Genomic DNA, 15797 nt, shown 5'->3' with positions numbered 1-15797 from the left:
GGCTTATTGAAGTTCCTGTTTCAGGTTTGCCAGCAGATCGGCATGAGCCTGTGCATTGATCTCCTTGCGGAGAATTTTCTCAGCACCGGCGACAGCCAGTTGGGCGACCTGATCGCGCAGAGCTTCCTTGGCACGCTGGGCGGCGACACCGGCTTCGGCTTCGGCTGCCTCACGGGCCTGGGTTACGATGCGGGCGGCTTCGGCCCGGGCTTCGTCAATGAGCGCTGCGGCCTGCTTCTCCGCCGAGACGCGAACATCTCCGGCGGATTCACGTGCCTTGCGCAGCTCTTCGACGACTTTCTTCTCGGCAAGAGAAAGATCGGCCTTGGCCTTGTCGGCAGCGGCCAGCCCGTCGGCGATCTTTAGTGCACGCTCGTCCAGTGCCTTCACGATGGGCGGCCACACGAATTTCATCGTGAACCACGCCAGAATGAAGAACACAACGAGCTGGGCTACCAGGGTTGCGTTCAAATTCACTGTTCGTGCCCTCAGTGTTGATTAACGAAAACGACTGAAGCGCGGACGGTTAGGCGAGCTGGAACGGGTTAGCAAACGCGAACATCATGGCGATACCGACACCGATCAGGAACGCAGCATCGATCAGACCGGCCAGCAGGAACATCTTGGTCTGCAGAGCGTTCATCAGCTCCGGCTGACGCGCAGAAGCTTCAAGGTACTTGGAACCCATGATGCCGATACCGATACAGGCGCCGATGGCACCAAGACCGATGATCAGACCAGCAGCCAGAGCAACCAAACCCAGAACTTGTTCCATGACAACTCCTTTATGTTGAAGTATTAAATTGTGAAGCTATGAAATCGAACTACCAAACTCTCTGTCGGCTTAGTGGCTTTCGTGGGCCTGGCCGATATAAACCAGCGTCAGCATCATGAAGATGAACGCCTGGAGGGTGATGATCAGGATATGAAACACCGCCCAGATCGAGCCCGCGATAACGTGGCCGACAAACCCCATGACCGTGGCCGTGCCTCCGAGCAGCGCAATCAGCATGAAGACGAGCTCGCCGGCGTACATGTTGCCGAACAGTCGCATGCCGTGCGAAACGGTCTTGGCCAGAAACTCGATCATCTGCATCACGAAATTGACCGGATAGAGCAGCGGATGACTACCGAACGGTGCAGTGAAGAGTTCATGCACCCAGCCACCAAAACCCTTGATCTTGACGTTGTAGTAGAGACACATGAGCAGCACGCCGATCGACAGACCGAGCGTCATGTTCAGGTCGGCAGAGGGGACGACCCGCATGTAGTGGATGCCGAACAGCGCGCCGATACGTGGCAGCAGATCGACCGGCAGAAGGTCCATCGCGTTCATCAGGAAGATCCACACGAACACGGTCAGCGCCACCGGCGCCACAAACTTGCGCGATTCGGCGCTATGAACAATGCCCTTCGCCTGGTCCGCCACCATCTCAACGAGAATTTCGACGGCCGCTTGGAAGCGCCCGGGAACGCCTGAAGTGGCCTTCGAGGCTGCGCGCCAGAGGAAGTAAAGCGTGATGATCCCGAGAACCACCGAGTAGAACATCGAATCGATGTTCAGCACCGACCAGTCGATCACGGCCTTCTGGGCATGACCGGTACTGTTCAGGTGCGTCAAGTGGTGGACGATGTACTCGGATGAGGTAGGTGCGTGCCCTGTTTCCATGGTCAAGTCTTCACCAAAAATGCAAATAAATTCGCTTTAAGTGCGAGCACAAGACCCAAGAACAACGCCAACCAGTGGACGTCGCGATATAGAGCCTGAGCCAACACCAACAATCCAACCGTCGAGGCGACCTTGAAGAATTCGCCTACGAAAAAAGCAGACATGTACGATGCATCATCTCTCTTCGAGACGAGATGCAGGCGCATGGCGAACATCAAATTGGGAAGAAAACAGGCTGCGCCTCCCAACGCTGCCGACACCGCACCGCGCCAACCCAGGAAAAGACTCGCTGCTATAGCAGCAATTATTGTCGCGCCAACTTGCAGATAAACTGCTTTAAACATTTTATAAGTTGGGCGAACCCTGTGATTGATCGCCGACTGCCGCTTGAAACCGGCGCAATACTAGGGGTTTACCGACACGAAGTCAAACCTTATTGCGGCGCAGCAATTCCGTTGCTTCAAGATGGAGCAGCCCGCCAAATGCGGCGTTCCGGGCAAAGCGGAGGAAAGCCTGCAGCACGACGACATTCACCGCGCTGGCATGCTTTTCGCCTAGATCAGCCCTTGAGGTATTCGAGCAAGCCATCGAGCTGATCGAGACTGCCGAAATGCAGCGTCACGGTTCCCGCACCCTTGCGGTTCGAACGAATCCTGACAGTCGCGCCGAGTCGGTCGGCCACCTCTTCTTCGAGGCGAAGCAGGTCACGATCGGGAGGCGGCGCACTCTTCTTCGCCCGCGGATCGACGATCTGCTGCACCAGCTTTTCGGTGTCGCGAACCGACAGCTGCCTTGCGGCAACCTGATTTGCCAGCTGGATCTGATGCGCTCCGTCGAGCGGCAGCAGCGCGCGGGCGTGTCCCATGTCGATATCGCCAGCCATGAGGAGTTCCTGGACGGGCTGGGCAAGCTGCAGCAGACGCAGCAGGTTCGAAGCAGCAGGGCGCGAGCGGCCGACCGCATCGGCAGCCTGCTGATGGGTCATCGAGAATTCATCGACGAGCCGCTGGATGCCAGCCGCCTCTTCGAGCGGATTGAGGTCTTCGCGCTGGATGTTCTCGATGAGCGACATCGCCAGCGCGGCTTCGTCCGGGATCTCCCTGACGAGACATGGCACCTCATCCAGGCCCGCAATCTGTGCGGCCCGCCAACGTCGCTCGCCAGCGATGATCTCGTAGCTTCCGGCGCGATCGAGCGGGCGCACCAGCACAGGCTGCATGACGCCTTGCGACTTGATGGACGCAGCCAGCTCCTCGAGCGAGCCTGGATCCATGCGGGTACGCGGCTGATACTTGCCGGGCTGAAGATCCTCGACCGCAAGCGTGCGCAGATCACCCGCTGCTGCCGCGTCGTCCCTGTTGCCGGACAACAGCGCATCGAGGCCCCTGCCGAGCCCCTTGAGTTTGGGAGGTGCCATAATTTCTTAGAGGGTCTTCACCCGTTCGATCATTTCGTTTGCAAATGCCATATAGGCCTTGGCGCCCTTCGAGGCGCGGTCAAAAACGACACCGGGAATGCCATGACTCGGTGCCTCCGCAAGGCGCACATTACGCGGCACGATGGCGCTGAATACCTTGTCGCCGAAGTGGCCCTCGAGTTGTGCGGACACTTGCTGCTGCAGGGTCACCCGCGGATCGAACATGACCCGCAACAGGCCGATGATCTTGAGGTCCCGGTTCAGGTTCGCATGCACCTTCTTGATCGTATTGACCAGGTCCGACAGCCCCTCCAGCGCATAGTACTCGCACTGCATCGGGATGATCACGCCATGGGCCGCGCACAATCCATTCAGAGTCAGCATCGACAGCGACGGCGGACAGTCGACCAGCACGAAATCGTAATCGTTGACGACCAGTCGGAGCGCATCCCGCAAGCGGTTTTCGCGCCGATCCAACTCGACGAGTTCAACTTCGGCTCCAGCGAGATCACGATTTGCCGGAAGCACATCGTATTTGCCCGGTTCCGAGGCGACGCGCACAGCCGGCAGATCGGCCAGCCCGACCAGCAGATGATAGACGGATCGTTCGAGCGTGCGCTTGTCGATACCGCTACCCATCGTCGCGTTGCCCTGCGGATCGAGATCGACCAGTAGCACACGCTGCCCGGCCTCGGCGAGTGCCGCGGCGAGATTCACGCAGGTGGTGGTCTTGCCGACTCCGCCCTTCTGGTTGGCGACGCAAAAAATTCGGGCCATTCAGTCCGTCCGGTCAATATTGTTCAGGCTGCGCGGCCGCAGGCATTCATGATTCACGCCGAATGACCAGCAGATGCCGGCTGGCGTCTAGATCCGGCACGGTCAGTTCGATCGCGCGCTCAAGCACGAACCCGGCGGGCAGGCGTGCGAGCTCCTCGTCAGGATATATACCCTTCATTGCGTACAGGCGCCCTTCCGGGGCAAGCAGGTGGGCCGTCAGGTCGACGAAGTCGGCCAGATCAGAAAATGCCCGCGAAATCACCGCATCGACCGGTGCATCGAGGCGCACCTTCTCGACGCGTGCGCACAGCGGCGCGAAGTTGTCGAGACCAAGCTCGATCTTCGCCTGCTGCTGAAAGCTCGCCTTCTTGCTGACCGTCTCGATCGAGGTCACCTGCAGGTCAGGCCGGGCGATAGCCAAGGGAATGCCCGGCAGGCCACCGCCTGAGCCGACATCAACCAGCGTTTTCACAGCCCCCAGACAAGGCAACACGGACAGGGAGTCGAGCAGATGGTGAGTCACCACCTGCTGCGGATCGCGGATCGCGGTGAGGTTGTAGACCCTGTTCCACTTGTTCAACAGTTCAGCGAACGCGACCAGCCGCTCCTCCGCAGAGGGTGGCAGTTCGAGCCTCATCTCGGTCAGACCGCGGGCCAGGCTTGCTGCCACGCTCATGCGAGACGACGCTCCGCTTCGCGCGCGAGCTCGCCGCGCTTGAGCCATACCAGCAGCAGCGAAATCGCGGCAGGGGTAACCCCCTGGATGCGGCTCGCCTGGCCGATCGTTTCGGGCCTCGCCGCCGAGAGTTTCTGCTGCACTTCCTTGGACAGCCCCCTCACCTCGGCGTAGTCGAGATCGGGCGGCAGACGCTTTGCCTCAGCGTCGGCGTTGCGCACCACTTCGTCATGCTGGCGGTCGATGTAGCCCTGGTACTTGGCAGCGATCTCGAGCTGCTCGACCACCTGCGGGTCGGTTTCCGGATTGTCGGGCGCACCCGGCAGTTGCATCAAATCCGCGTAACGGGTCTGCGGCCTGCGCAGCAGCTCGAAGAAGCGGTACTCGCGTTCGAGCGCCTTGCCGACTACTCGCTCGGCATCCTCGGCCGACACCTGTTCGGGACGCGCGAATGCGGCCTTGAGGCGCCCGGTCTCGCGCTCGACCGCCTCTCGTTTGCGACAGAAGGCGTCCCAGCGCACGTCATCCACCAGACCCAGCTCGCGGCCCTTCTCGGTAAGCCTGAGATCGGCGTTGTCCTCGCGCAGGCTCAGCCGGTATTCAGCCCGCGAAGTAAACATGCGGTAGGGCTCGGACACCCCGCGGGTGATCAGGTCGTCGACCAGCACGCCGAGGTAGGCCTCGTCGCGGCGCGGGCACCACGGCTCTCGGCCCTGTACCTGCAGCGCCGCATTCGCCCCCGCAAGCAGGCCCTGCGCGGCCGCTTCCTCGTAACCGGTGGTGCCGTTGATCTGGCCGGCGAAGAACAGGCCGCCGAAGGTCTTGGTCTCGAGGCTGGACTTGAGGTTGCGCGGGTCGAAGTAGTCATACTCGATGGCGTAGCCCGGCCGCAGGATGTGGCAGTTCTCGAGACCGCGAATGCTGCGCACCACCTGCAGCTGTACATCGAAGGGCAGCGACGTCGAAATTCCATTGGGATAGATCTCGTGCGTCTCGAGACCCTCGGGCTCGAGAAACACGTTATGGCTGTCCTTGTCGGCGAAGCGATGGATCTTGTCCTCGATGGAGGGGCAATAGCGCGGGCCGACGCCTTCGATCACGCCGGAGTACATCGGCGAGCGATCCAGGTTGTTGCGGATGATTTCGTGGGTGCGTGCATTGGTATGGGTTATCCAGCACGGCAGCTGGCGCGGGTGCTGCGCCGCCGAGCCGAGGAAGCTGAACACCGGTACCGGATCATCGCCCGGCTGAACCTGCATGACCGAGAAATCTATGGTGCGGGCATCGAGTCTCGGCGGCGTGCCAGTCTTGAGCCGTCCCTGCGGAAGCTTCAATTCCTTGAGCCGGGCGCCCAGCGAAATCGCCGGAGGATCGCCTGCGCGGCCACCCGAATGGTTGCTCAAGCCGACGTGGATCAGGCCATTCAGGAAGGTCCCGGCGGTAAGCACCACGGCAGGCGCCTCGAAGCGGATACCCAGCTGGGTCACCACGCCGGTTACGCGTTCGCCGGTAACAGTGATGTCGTCCACCGCGGACTGGAACAGCGTGAGGTTGGGCTGGTTCTCGAGACGCTTGCGGATCGCGGCCTTGTACAGCACCCGGTCGGCCTGGGCGCGGGTCGCCCGCACGGCCGGTCCCTTGGAGGCATTGAGGATGCGGAACTGGATACCGCCCTCGTCGGTCGCCGCGGCCATCGCCCCACCCAGGGCATCGACCTCCTTGACCAAATGTCCCTTGCCGATGCCGCCGATCGAGGGATTGCAGCTCATCGCACCGAGCGTCTCGATATTGTGGGTCAGGAGCAGGGTCTGGCAGCCCATCCGCGCGGCCGCGAGCGCAGCCTCGGTCCCGGCATGGCCGCCGCCGACAACGATGACATCAAAACGGGTGGGATAGAGCATGGCGCACCCCGCGCAATGGAAGCAATCTGCAAGGGAGCGGATTTTACGCTGTTGCGCTGCAGAATCCTAGGCTCGCCCCTTCCTTCACTCGCGGAATCGCGCGACGAAACAGGTGCTTACGCAAACGACACACTCAATGCCCGCCGACACTCCCCGCCGCGGCGCCACTGATACCGAGCTTCTTCATGAGCGGCGCGAGCGTGGTAGCCTGCACCAGGATGCTGAACAGCACCACGATATAGGTGACCCACACGATCAGATCCTTTTCCGGCCCACCGGGCAGGGACAGCGCCAGCGCGATCGAGATCCCGCCGCGCAGGCCGCCCCAGGTCATCACCGTCACGGTATGGCGCTCGTCGCGCTCTGGCAGAAAGCGCTGCAGGCCGCGCATCGGCAGCGCCACGCTCAACCAGCGGCAGAAAAGAACCACCACGACCATCACCACCCCGGCGAGGACGTAGCCCCCCTGGTAGTCGAGCGCCAGCAGTTCCAGGCCGATGAGACCGAACAGCAGCAGGTTCAGGATCTCGTCCACCAGCTGCCAGAACGGGAACAGATGCGCCTGGGTGTGCTTTGACAAGGCCTCGCCCGGCCCGAGGTTTCCGATCACCAGGCCGGCGGCAACAACATACAGCGGCGCCGAAAGATGCAGCAATTCGGCCAGCGAATAGCCCGCGGTCACCAGTGCCAGGGTGAGCATGATCTCGACCGCGTAACTATCGATCTGGCGCAGCATCCACAACGCGCCTGCCCCGACCGCCATGCCGAACAGGATGCCGCCGCCGGCCTCGAGCGCGAACAGGCCGATGATCGACGAGGTCGTCGCCTCCCCCGTGCCGGTCGCCAGCCCGAGCAGCACCATGAACAGCACCACGCCGGTACCATCGTTGAAGAGGCTCTCCCCGGTGATACGCGATTCGAGCTTCTTCGAGGCTCCCACCAGCTTGAGGATGCCCAGCACCGCGATCGGGTCGGTCGGCGAGATCAGCGCGCCGAACAACAGGCAGTAGATAAAGGACACCTGCCAGCCGGCGAGCTGGACCAGGCCGTAGGCGATGCCGCCCACCAGGAAGGACGACAGCAGCACCCCGCCGGTGGCAAGCGTGAGGATCGGCCAGCGCTCGCGCGACAGGCTGGCAAGGTTGACGTGCAGGCTGCCGGCGAACAGCAGCGCGCTGAGCATCCCGTGAAACACCACCTCGGCGAACTCGATGCGCTCGACCAGCGCACCGGCGGTATCGGTGAGCTCCGGCACGAACACCCCGGCAACCAGCATCAGCACCGAGAACACCAGCCCCACCGCGGTGATGCCGATCACATCGGGCAGGCGCAGGAAGCGGTAGTTGAGGAAGCCGAACAGCGCGGAAAGTCCGACCAGGATGCCGACAAGCTCGAACACGGAAATGGAATGGGTCATGACGGTTTCGGATTTTGTGCAGCGCACACAATGCCATATGACTGCCGCGCACGAAACCCCACCGCTCCGGTCAGGCCGTACGCGCCTTTCCGGCCGGCAGCAGGGTTGCACCCAGCGCAGCAATGATCAGCAGTGCCGCCAGATAGTCCTCCGTGAAGGGCCGTTCGCCGGTGATCCACATCGCAGAGCCAAGGCCGATCACCGGGACGAACATGATCGACAGCGCACTCGCCACCGGCGGCAGGCTACGCGCGATGCCGAACCAGATGATCTGCGCTGCACCGTAGTTGATCGCGAATCCGTATGCCAGCGCCGCCCACATCGTCGGTGAGAACGACCAGCTCGGCGCCTGCTCGAGCGTGATCGCGAGCATCCACAACACCGGCACCGACAGCCCGATCATCCACACGGTCAGTGCTTCGGTGGGTACCTGCAGCGGCATCCGCTTGAGCAGCAGGGTGCCGATGGCCCAGCAGGCCGCTGCGCTGAGCATCCACACCATGCCGGCCGGTCGGCCGGCAATCGTCGCCAGTTCGTGCCACAGGAGCAGCATCACCGCACCAGCCGCGCAGCCGGTGGCCAGCCACAGGCGCGGTGTCATCTTCTCGCGAAACAACGCCACCCCGAACAGCACCGTGAAGATCGGCATGGTGAAACCGAGAATCGCGGCGCGGCCGGATGCAAGTGCCTGCACCCCGAAGATCGACAAGGTATGCCAACCGAGGATATTCGGCACCAGCAGCATCACCACCCGCGGCAGGCTGCCGGGCGGCAGAGCGAGCTTCGCGCCACGGTTGCGATACCAACCGATCAGCAGCAGCACGCCACCGGTCATCGTCACAGCGCGAAAATACAAGGGCGTCATCTCGCGCAGTGACAGCTTCATCACCGGCCAGTTCACACCCCACATCAGCGTGAGCAGGACCAGCGCGACGAGATTGCGAACAGGAAGCATCAAGCACTCATGGCGATAAAGGGGCGCGCGGACTGTCATGCCGACGGGCCCAGACAGCCGGGCGGCTCCGCCCGGTCAACGGAAAACGGCCCGCTGCTGCGGGCCGCGGCATGTAGTCACACGATTTACTTGAGCGCAGCCAAAGCCGAAGCGTAGTCGGGCTCGTTCTTGATCTCGGGAACCAGTTGCGAATAGACCACCTTGTCGTTCTCATCGATCACCACCACCGCACGCGCGGTGAGGCCGGTCAGCGGGCCGGAAATAATCGCGACACCATAATTGCGTGCGAAATCCGGGCTGCGGAAGTTGGACAGGGTCTTGACGTTCTCGAGTCCCTCGGTCGAGCAGAAGCGCGACATGGCAAACGGAAGATCGGCCGAAATCACCAGCACGACCGTGTTTTCGAGGTTACCTGCTTCGGCATTGAACTTTCGGGTCGAGGTCGCGCAGGTGGGTGTGTCGAGACTGGGCACGATGTTGAGCACCTTGCGCTTGCCGGCGAAGGCGTCCAGTCCGACATCCGCAAGATCTGCACCGGTGAGCTTGAGCGCGGGCGCCGTCGCACCGGCTTGCGGAAAGCTGCCGGCGACGTCGATTGGATTGCCGCCGAGTGTTACTGAGGCCATCTTTGTTCTCCTTCAGGGGTTGGGGCTGGGGTTGTTCTGTTTTTTCCAAGAGTGGCGCGTCATGCCGCAGGAAGCAAGTACACGGTGGCGCAACCGTCTCAGTCGGGCAGGAAACCCTGTAGCAGTTCATTGAGGAAGCGCCGCCCGTGCGCGGTCGGCACTACCCGCTCCTCGTCGATTTCGACGAAACCGGCCTTGCGCGCTTCGATCAGGCGCGGCTGCACCACCGCCAGCGGCAGGCCGGTATGTGCGCCGAATTGCGCCAGTGGAAAACCGTCGGTCAGCCTCAAGGCATTCATCATGAACTCGAAAGGCAGGTCGCGCACACTCACGCTGCGACGCTCCTGCACGAAATCGCCGCGCTGCGCGCCGGCAAGGTAGGCGGCAGGGTGTTTGTGGCGCATCTCGCGAACGATGCCGGCGTGCGAGGAAAGTTTTCCGTGCGCCCCGGCACCGATGCCGAGATAGTCGCCAAAGTGCCAGTAGTTCAGGTTGTGGCGACACGCCTTGCCAGGTCGTGCGAACGCCGACGTCTCGTAATGCGTGAATCCGGTTTCCGCGAGTCGAGCCTCGATCATGTCCTGCATGTCGGCCGAAAGATCGTCGTCGGGCAAGGCCGGCGGCGCGGCATGAAACGGCGTGTTCGGCTCGAGCGTCAGGTGATAGCAGGACAGGTGCGTCGCACCGCTACCGAGCGCCGTTTCAAGGTCGGCACGTGCCTGGTCAAGGGACTGGCCGGGCAGCGCGTACATCAGATCGAGATTGACCAACTCGAAATGCGTCATTGCCTGATCGACTGCGACCCGGGCCTCGGCGGCATCGTGGATGCGTCCGAGCACCTTCAGATGCTCATCGTTGAAGCTCTGGATGCCCAGCGACACCCGGGTCACGCCGGCCTCCCTGAAGCCCTTGAAACGCGCAGCCTCGACGGTGCCGGGATTGGCTTCCAGGGTGATCTCGGCGGCCGGGGCGAGCAGCGTGAGGGAGCGCACTGCTGCAAGGAGGCGGTCCAGCCCCTCGGGCGAGATCAGACTCGGCGTACCGCCGCCGATGAAAACGGTATGGATCCGCCGACCCCATATCTGTGGCAACGCCGCTTCAAGGTCGGCAATCAGCGCATCGATGTATGCGGCCTCGGGGATACCACCGTCGCGCACCGCATGCGAATTGAAGTCGCAGTATGGGCACTTCCTGACACACCAGGGAAAATGGACATACAGCGAAAGCGGCGGTGGGGCGGTCAGCTCGATTGCCGTGTTCTCCGGCAGCGGCGGCTCGCTGACCAGCGGGATGACGCGACGGGAACTCATTCGATCGGATGCACCCTCAAGCGGTCCAGCATGTGGCGCATTGCGGCACCCCGGTGGCTGAGGGTGTTCTTCAAACCGGCATCGAGTTCCGCCGCGGATTGTTCGAGTTCGGGAACGTAGAACAGCGGATCGTAGCCAAAGCCGTTCTCGCCGCGCGGTGCATGCAGGATCTCGCCATGCCATTCCCCATCGGCAATCAGAGGCCGAGGATCATCCGGATGGCGGACGAGTACGACGGCCGTATAGAAATAGGCCCGCCGGTCGTCCTTTCCTGCTAGCCGCGACAGCAGCAGCTCGTTGTTGCGCAGATCGGAACGGGGTTCGCCGGCGAAGCGTGCCGACCGGACACCGGGTTCGCCGTCCAGCGCGATGACACAGAGACCGGAATCGTCGGCCACTGCCGGCAGGCCGGTATGCCGCGAGGCATGGCGCGCCTTGGCAATCGCGTTTTCGACGAATGTCGCATGCGGCTCATCGGCCTCCGGCACCTGCAGCGCCGACTGCAGGACGAGCTCGAGGCCCAGCGGCGCCAGCAGCGCATCCAGTTCGCGCGCTTTCTTGGCATTGCCGCTGGCGAGAACGAGTTTGCTCATCGGATACTCTCCCGGGAAAGAAGCTTCAGTCTTTCAGGGCCTCGCGCTGCAGACCGACCAGGTGAGCGATCCCGTTCGACGCGAGTTGGAGCAGGCAGTCGAGCTCGTCGCGACGGAAAGGCTTGCCCTCGGCAGTGCCCTGCACTTCGACGAAACCACCCGAGCCGGTCATGACCACGTTCATGTCGGTCTCGCAGCCCGAATCCTCGGGATAGTCGAGATCGAGAACCGGAACGCCCTCATACATGCCCACTGACACCGCGGCGACGAAGTCGTTCATTGGGCTGGCGGCCAGCAGACCGCGTGCGACCAGCCCGTTCAACGCATCGGCGACGGCCACGCAGGCCCCCGTGATCGACGCAGTACGGGTACCGCCGTCGGCCTGCAGCACATCGCAGTCGATGATGACCTGACGCTCCCCGAGCTTCTCGAGATCGACCACCGCACGCAGACTGCGGCCGATCAGCCGCTGGATCTCCTGGGTACGGCCGCTTTGCTTGCCGCGAGCCGCCTCGCGGGCGCTGCGGGTGTGAGTCGAGCGCGGCAGCATACCGTACTCGGCGGTCAGCCAGCCCTGCCCCTTGCCGCGCAGGAAGCCCGGCACCGACTCCTCCACACTGGCGGTGCACAGCACCCGGGTATCGCCGAATTCGATCAGCACCGAACCTTCCGCATGTCGGGTGAAACCGCGGGTGATGCGCACCGGGCGCATCTCGTCCGGACGTCTGTGACTGGGTCTCATTGTTCTTCCTACTTCGAGAATTTCTGGATGGCGGAGTTGATCTCCTGGATCGCACGCTCGATCTCGTCGTCCGAGAGCTCTTCAACGCCCGGTACGCCCTGGGGCCGGGTGCGCGCAAAGCCTTCCATCTGGGTGGTAAACGAGCCGAGCGCCATGGTCTGGGTGGAAACCGTTTCCGCGGAATCCTCGGCAAAGTCCTCGTCCCAGTGCATGGCGATCAGCGAGAGATTGTCGCAGGTCGTGCCGGCCTTTTCCTCGGCAATGTCCATGACCCGCGGCACCGCCTGCATCAGGTTGGGGCCGGATAGCCCGCGCGACAGCACGTCGGTCTGGATCGGGCCCCACACGCCGTCGGAACACATCGCGATCACGTCCCCCTTGTGCAGCGGGGTGCGCTTGGAGAACTCGATCTGCGGTGAATGACTGCCGCCGAGGCAGCTGTAGATACGGTTGCGACCGGGATGCTTGGCGGCACTCTCCGCGTCGAGCAGGCCCTGGTCCATCATCATCTGCACCCGCGAGTGATCGCGCGTCTGCGCGGCGACCCCGCCCCGGCGGAACAGGTAGAGACGCGAGTCACCCGCGTGCGCCCAGTAGGCCTGGCTATCCTGGACGATGCAGGCGACCACCGTGGTGCGCGGCGCATCGGGCAGATTCTTGTCAAAGGCGTAATCGAGGATCGCATGATGGGCGCTCGACAGCACGCGCGACAGGAACAGCACGACGTCCGGCAGGCTGGGCTTGGCTTCGCGCTGGAACGACTGGGTCACGAACTGCACCGCGATCTGCGCTGCAACCTCGCCATGCAGATGCCCGCCCATGCCATCGGCAAGGATCATGAGCAGAGCCTCGCGCGAGTAGCAATATGCGACCCGGTCCTGATTGGTACGTCGCTGTCCGACCCGGCTTTCCTGAAAGATGGTGAATTTCATTGGCGTCCGATGAATGTACGTAGGCGGCTCGACCAGTCGGTGAACCAGGATGCGGGCACCGGATCGTCGCCAAAGCGTCGCGCGAGGGCCTTTTGCAGCGCATAGACGCTCTGCGGCCGCTTCAGATGGTCAAGGTGCAGACACCAATCCACGGTCTGCAGCAACTGCCGGCTGTAGCGCCCGGCGAACTGTTTCTCTGCCGGGATCAACTCGTCCTTCCGGGTCCGCTGGTCGGCCCGCAGTGGTGCCGCGCCGGCCAGGCATGCAAAGAGACTGGCCCCGACACTGTAGATATCGCTCCACGGCCCCAGGCCCTCTCGACCATTCAGCTGCTCTGGCGACGCAAACCCGGGGGTGTACATCGGCTTGAGAATCGGCTGGTCTGAGACCAGCGTCTGCCGGGCCGCCCCGAAGTCGAGCAATACCGGCGTACCGTCGGTACGCAGGTAAATGTTCGAAGGCTTGATGTCCAGATGCAGCAACTTGTGGGCGTGCACTTCCCGCAGACCGTTGAGCATGCGAGTGAACACCCCGCGCAGGAATCTCTCGCTGATGTCGCCCTTGTGCTTCTGGATGTAGTCATGCATGGTGCGGCCGCGTTCGAACTGCATCACCATGTACACCGTACCGTTTGCGCGGAAGAAGTTGAGCACCCTCACGACGTTGGGGTGCATCAGCCGCGCAAGCGAGCGCCCCTCCTCGAAAAAGCACTTCATGCCGTAGCGGAAGGCCGCCTGACTGTCACTCGGAATCGTCGGCGTTATCTCGCCCTCCTTGCGCAAGGCCAGCGAGTTCGGCAGATATTCCTTGATGGCCACCGGCGTGCCATCCTCGTCGTAGGCGAGATAGACAATGGAAAATCCCCCAAGCGAAAGTTGCCGCTCGATACGGTAATGCTCCAGCGCGAAGCCGGAGGGCAGGGGGTAATTCGCTTGAGAGGCCATCGGCAGGGGCGCTAAGATTCGCGTTTCCGCGGCATTGTCTTGTTTGCAACCGGCGCTGTAAAGCGCGATACCGCGGCTTTACGGGAATACACCATGATCCACAGCATGACCGGCTTCGCGGTTCAGAGCCGCGACCTCGGCCCCATCACTCTCCATCTCGAGCTACGAAGTGTCAATTCTCGTTACCTCGACCTGATCTTCCGCGTCGCCGAAGACCTGCGCCAGATCGAACCCAGGCTGCGCGAACTGATCGGCGCAAAACTCAATCGCGGCAAGGTCGAATGTCGCCTCAACCTGCAGGTCAACACCTCGGCGCCGCGTGATCTTTCGCTGAACACCGGCTTGCTGGGTCAACTGGAGCGTGCGCAGGCGACGGTTCGGACCAGCCTGCCGGAAGCCGCGCCCTTGTCGGTCGCCGAGGTGCTGCGCTGGCCCGGCATGCTCTCCGACGACAGCATCGGCTTCGACGAAATGCAGCCGGCCCTGCTCGAAATCGCCCAGGCCGCCATCCAGGACATGCTCGCAACGCGTCGCCGCGAAGGCGAAAAGCTGGCCGCGGTGATCCTCGAGCGGGTTGCCAGGATGCGCGAGCTGGTAGCCCATGCTGCACCGATCATTCCACGTCAGGTGAGTGAGCACCAGGAAAAGCTGGCGACCCGCCTGAGAGAAGCGATGGCGGGGCTGGATGAGGATCGGATCCGCCAGGAAGTCGCGGTCTTTGCCCAGCGGGTCGACGTTGCGGAGGAGTTGGCGCGCCTCAACACCCACCTCGACGAGGTCGAACGCATCCTGTCGTCCGGCGGCGCTTCCGGGAAACGGCTGGATTTCCTCATGCAGGAACTCAACCGTGAGGCAAATACCCTCGGCTCGAAATCCTTCTCGTCAGAACTCACCGGTATCGCCATGGAGTTCAAGCTGCTGATCGAGCAAATGCGCGAGCAGGTGCAAAACATCGAATAACCCCCGCCCGGCCACTCGCCGGGGCCCTGCGGAGCCATCCCGTGTCCGGAACCCTGTTCATCATCACCGCCCCGTCGGGCGCCGGCAAGACTACCCTGGTGCGCAGCCTGCTTCGGCGCGACCACCAGGTGCGGCTGTCGATTTCCTACACCACCCGCGTGCCGCGTGCCGGCGAGCGCGACGGCGGTGATTATCATTTCGTGGACGTGCAGACCTTCAAGGCACTGCGCGACGCGGGCGAATTTCTCGAGTGGGCCGAGGTCCACGGCAACTACTACGCGACCTCGAAGGTGTGGATCAAGGAACAGATCGAGAAGGATCACGACATCCTGCTCGAGATCGACTGGCAAGGCGCGCAGCAGGTGCGCAAGGTGTTCCCGCAGGCGGTCGGGGTATTCATCATGCCCCCTTCGATGGAAGAGCTGGAGAACAGGCTGGTCGGGCGCGGCACCGACAGCGAATCGACGATTGCGCGGCGAATGCTTGGCGCGCGAAGCGAGATGCGTCATGTAGGCGAATTCGACTACGTTATAATCAACAACGAATTACACGTCGCGCTCGACGATCTGGTGTCTGTCGTGCGTGCCTCGCGCCTGCGCTACACCAAGCAACGGGCGCGACATCCAGGTTATTTCGATTATCTAGAACAGGACTGAACCATGGCCCGCATCACCGTCGAGGACTGCCTCGAACGTATCCCCAACCGTTTCCAGTTGACCCTCGTGGCCACCTACCGCGCCCGTCAATTGACGGTCGGCGCGACGCCGCAACTCGAGATCGACAAGTCCGACAAGGACAAACCGACCGTCGTCGCGTTGCGCGAGATCGCCGCCGGCAAGGTCGGACTGGAAATGCTCAACCGCGGCCAGGCCTGATCC

Annotated in this window: 19 protein-coding genes; 3 read left to right on the top strand and 16 right to left on the bottom strand. The window is 62.6% G+C overall.

The features are described 5' to 3' along the window. Nucleotides 1-3: 3 nt before the first annotated feature. From GQB03_RS11415 to GQB03_RS11340, 16 genes are all read right to left on the bottom strand, one after another. Nucleotides 4-477: a F0F1 ATP synthase subunit B gene (locus tag GQB03_RS11415; RefSeq protein WP_159689043.1), complete on the bottom strand. Its 474-nt coding sequence runs from the start codon at nt 475-477 to the stop codon at nt 4-6. A gap of 49 nt (nt 478-526) precedes the next feature. After that, nucleotides 527-775: a F0F1 ATP synthase subunit C gene (gene atpE, locus GQB03_RS11410; protein WP_159689040.1), complete on the bottom strand. Its 249-nt coding sequence runs from the start codon at nt 773-775 to the stop codon at nt 527-529. A gap of 69 nt (nt 776-844) precedes the next feature. Beyond that, a complete protein-coding gene (gene atpB, locus GQB03_RS11405) occupies nt 845-1669 on the bottom strand; it encodes a F0F1 ATP synthase subunit A (protein WP_159689038.1) in 825 nt (274 codons plus the stop codon). Nucleotides 1670-1671: 2 nt separating this feature from the next. After that, nucleotides 1672-2013: an ATP synthase subunit I gene (locus tag GQB03_RS11400; RefSeq protein WP_159689035.1), complete on the bottom strand. Its 342-nt coding sequence runs from the start codon at nt 2011-2013 to the stop codon at nt 1672-1674. Nucleotides 2014-2228: 215 nt separating this feature from the next. After that, nucleotides 2229-3086 carry a ParB/RepB/Spo0J family partition protein gene (locus GQB03_RS11395; protein ID WP_159689032.1) on the bottom strand — a complete coding sequence of 286 codons (858 nt, stop codon included), beginning with the start codon at nt 3084-3086 and terminating at the stop codon, nt 2229-2231. Nucleotides 3087-3092: 6 nt separating this feature from the next. Continuing rightward, nucleotides 3093-3863, bottom strand: coding sequence for a ParA family protein (locus GQB03_RS11390; RefSeq protein ID WP_159689029.1), 771 nt, complete (start codon nt 3861-3863; stop codon nt 3093-3095). 46 nt (nt 3864-3909) lie between these two features. Further along, entirely contained in the window at nt 3910-4539 is a 630-nt protein-coding gene (gene rsmG, locus GQB03_RS11385; protein ID WP_159689026.1) for a 16S rRNA (guanine(527)-N(7))-methyltransferase RsmG, read from the bottom strand. Continuing rightward, the gene (gene mnmG / locus GQB03_RS11380; protein ID WP_159689023.1) at nt 4536-6440 is read right to left on the bottom strand and encodes a tRNA uridine-5-carboxymethylaminomethyl(34) synthesis enzyme MnmG; all 1905 of its coding nucleotides are present in this window, start codon (nt 6438-6440) and stop codon (nt 4536-4538) included. The genes rsmG and mnmG overlap by 4 nt, the downstream gene beginning before the upstream one ends. A 133-nt stretch (nt 6441-6573) precedes the next feature. Next, nucleotides 6574-7857, bottom strand: a complete 1284-nt coding sequence (locus GQB03_RS11375) for a cation:proton antiporter (protein ID WP_200832188.1) — start codon at nt 7855-7857, stop codon at nt 6574-6576. 70 nt (nt 7858-7927) lie between these two features. Continuing rightward, nucleotides 7928-8812 (bottom strand): DMT family transporter, encoded by an 885-nt coding sequence (locus tag GQB03_RS11370; protein WP_159689020.1) that lies wholly within the window; start codon nt 8810-8812, stop codon nt 7928-7930. A gap of 125 nt (nt 8813-8937) precedes the next feature. Continuing rightward, nucleotides 8938-9438 (bottom strand): thiol peroxidase, encoded by a 501-nt coding sequence (gene tpx, locus GQB03_RS11365; protein ID WP_159689017.1) that lies wholly within the window; start codon nt 9436-9438, stop codon nt 8938-8940. A 98-nt stretch (nt 9439-9536) separates the two neighbouring features. Further along, nucleotides 9537-10748 carry a radical SAM family heme chaperone HemW gene (gene hemW, locus GQB03_RS11360; protein ID WP_159689014.1) on the bottom strand — a complete coding sequence of 404 codons (1212 nt, stop codon included), beginning with the start codon at nt 10746-10748 and terminating at the stop codon, nt 9537-9539. Then, nucleotides 10745-11341, bottom strand: a complete 597-nt coding sequence (rdgB, locus tag GQB03_RS11355) for an RdgB/HAM1 family non-canonical purine NTP pyrophosphatase (protein WP_159689011.1) — start codon at nt 11339-11341, stop codon at nt 10745-10747. The genes hemW and rdgB overlap by 4 nt, the downstream gene beginning before the upstream one ends. A gap of 25 nt (nt 11342-11366) precedes the next feature. Next, nucleotides 11367-12083 (bottom strand): ribonuclease PH, encoded by a 717-nt coding sequence (rph, locus tag GQB03_RS11350; RefSeq protein ID WP_159689008.1) that lies wholly within the window; start codon nt 12081-12083, stop codon nt 11367-11369. 8 nt (nt 12084-12091) lie between these two features. Beyond that, a complete protein-coding gene (locus GQB03_RS11345) occupies nt 12092-13015 on the bottom strand; it encodes a PP2C family protein-serine/threonine phosphatase (protein ID WP_159689005.1) in 924 nt (307 codons plus the stop codon). Further along, entirely contained in the window at nt 13012-13959 is a 948-nt protein-coding gene (locus GQB03_RS11340) for a serine/threonine protein kinase (RefSeq protein ID WP_159689002.1), read from the bottom strand. The genes GQB03_RS11345 and GQB03_RS11340 overlap by 4 nt, the downstream gene beginning before the upstream one ends. Before the next feature lie 93 nt (nt 13960-14052). Here GQB03_RS11340 and GQB03_RS11335 point away from each other — a divergent pair, with 93 nt between their 5' ends. The 3 genes from GQB03_RS11335 to rpoZ are packed head-to-tail and all read left to right on the top strand — an operon-like array spanning nt 14053 to nt 15794. Continuing rightward, entirely contained in the window at nt 14053-14919 is an 867-nt protein-coding gene (locus GQB03_RS11335) for a YicC/YloC family endoribonuclease (RefSeq protein ID WP_159688999.1), read from the top strand. Nucleotides 14920-14960: 41 nt separating this feature from the next. Next, a complete protein-coding gene (gmk, locus tag GQB03_RS11330; protein ID WP_159688996.1) occupies nt 14961-15575 on the top strand; it encodes a guanylate kinase in 615 nt (204 codons plus the stop codon). Between the two features lie 3 nt (nt 15576-15578). Further along, on the top strand, nt 15579-15794 hold the full coding sequence (gene rpoZ / locus GQB03_RS11325) for a DNA-directed RNA polymerase subunit omega (protein WP_159688994.1): 216 nt from the start codon (nt 15579-15581) through the stop codon (nt 15792-15794). Nucleotides 15795-15797: the final 3 nt, after the last annotated feature.

This window comes from Cognatazoarcus halotolerans, assembly GCF_009800965.1.
Taxonomy (GTDB): domain Bacteria; phylum Pseudomonadota; class Gammaproteobacteria; order Burkholderiales; family Rhodocyclaceae; genus Cognatazoarcus; species Cognatazoarcus halotolerans.
This window is presented reverse-complemented; position numbering and strand designations above follow the sequence as displayed.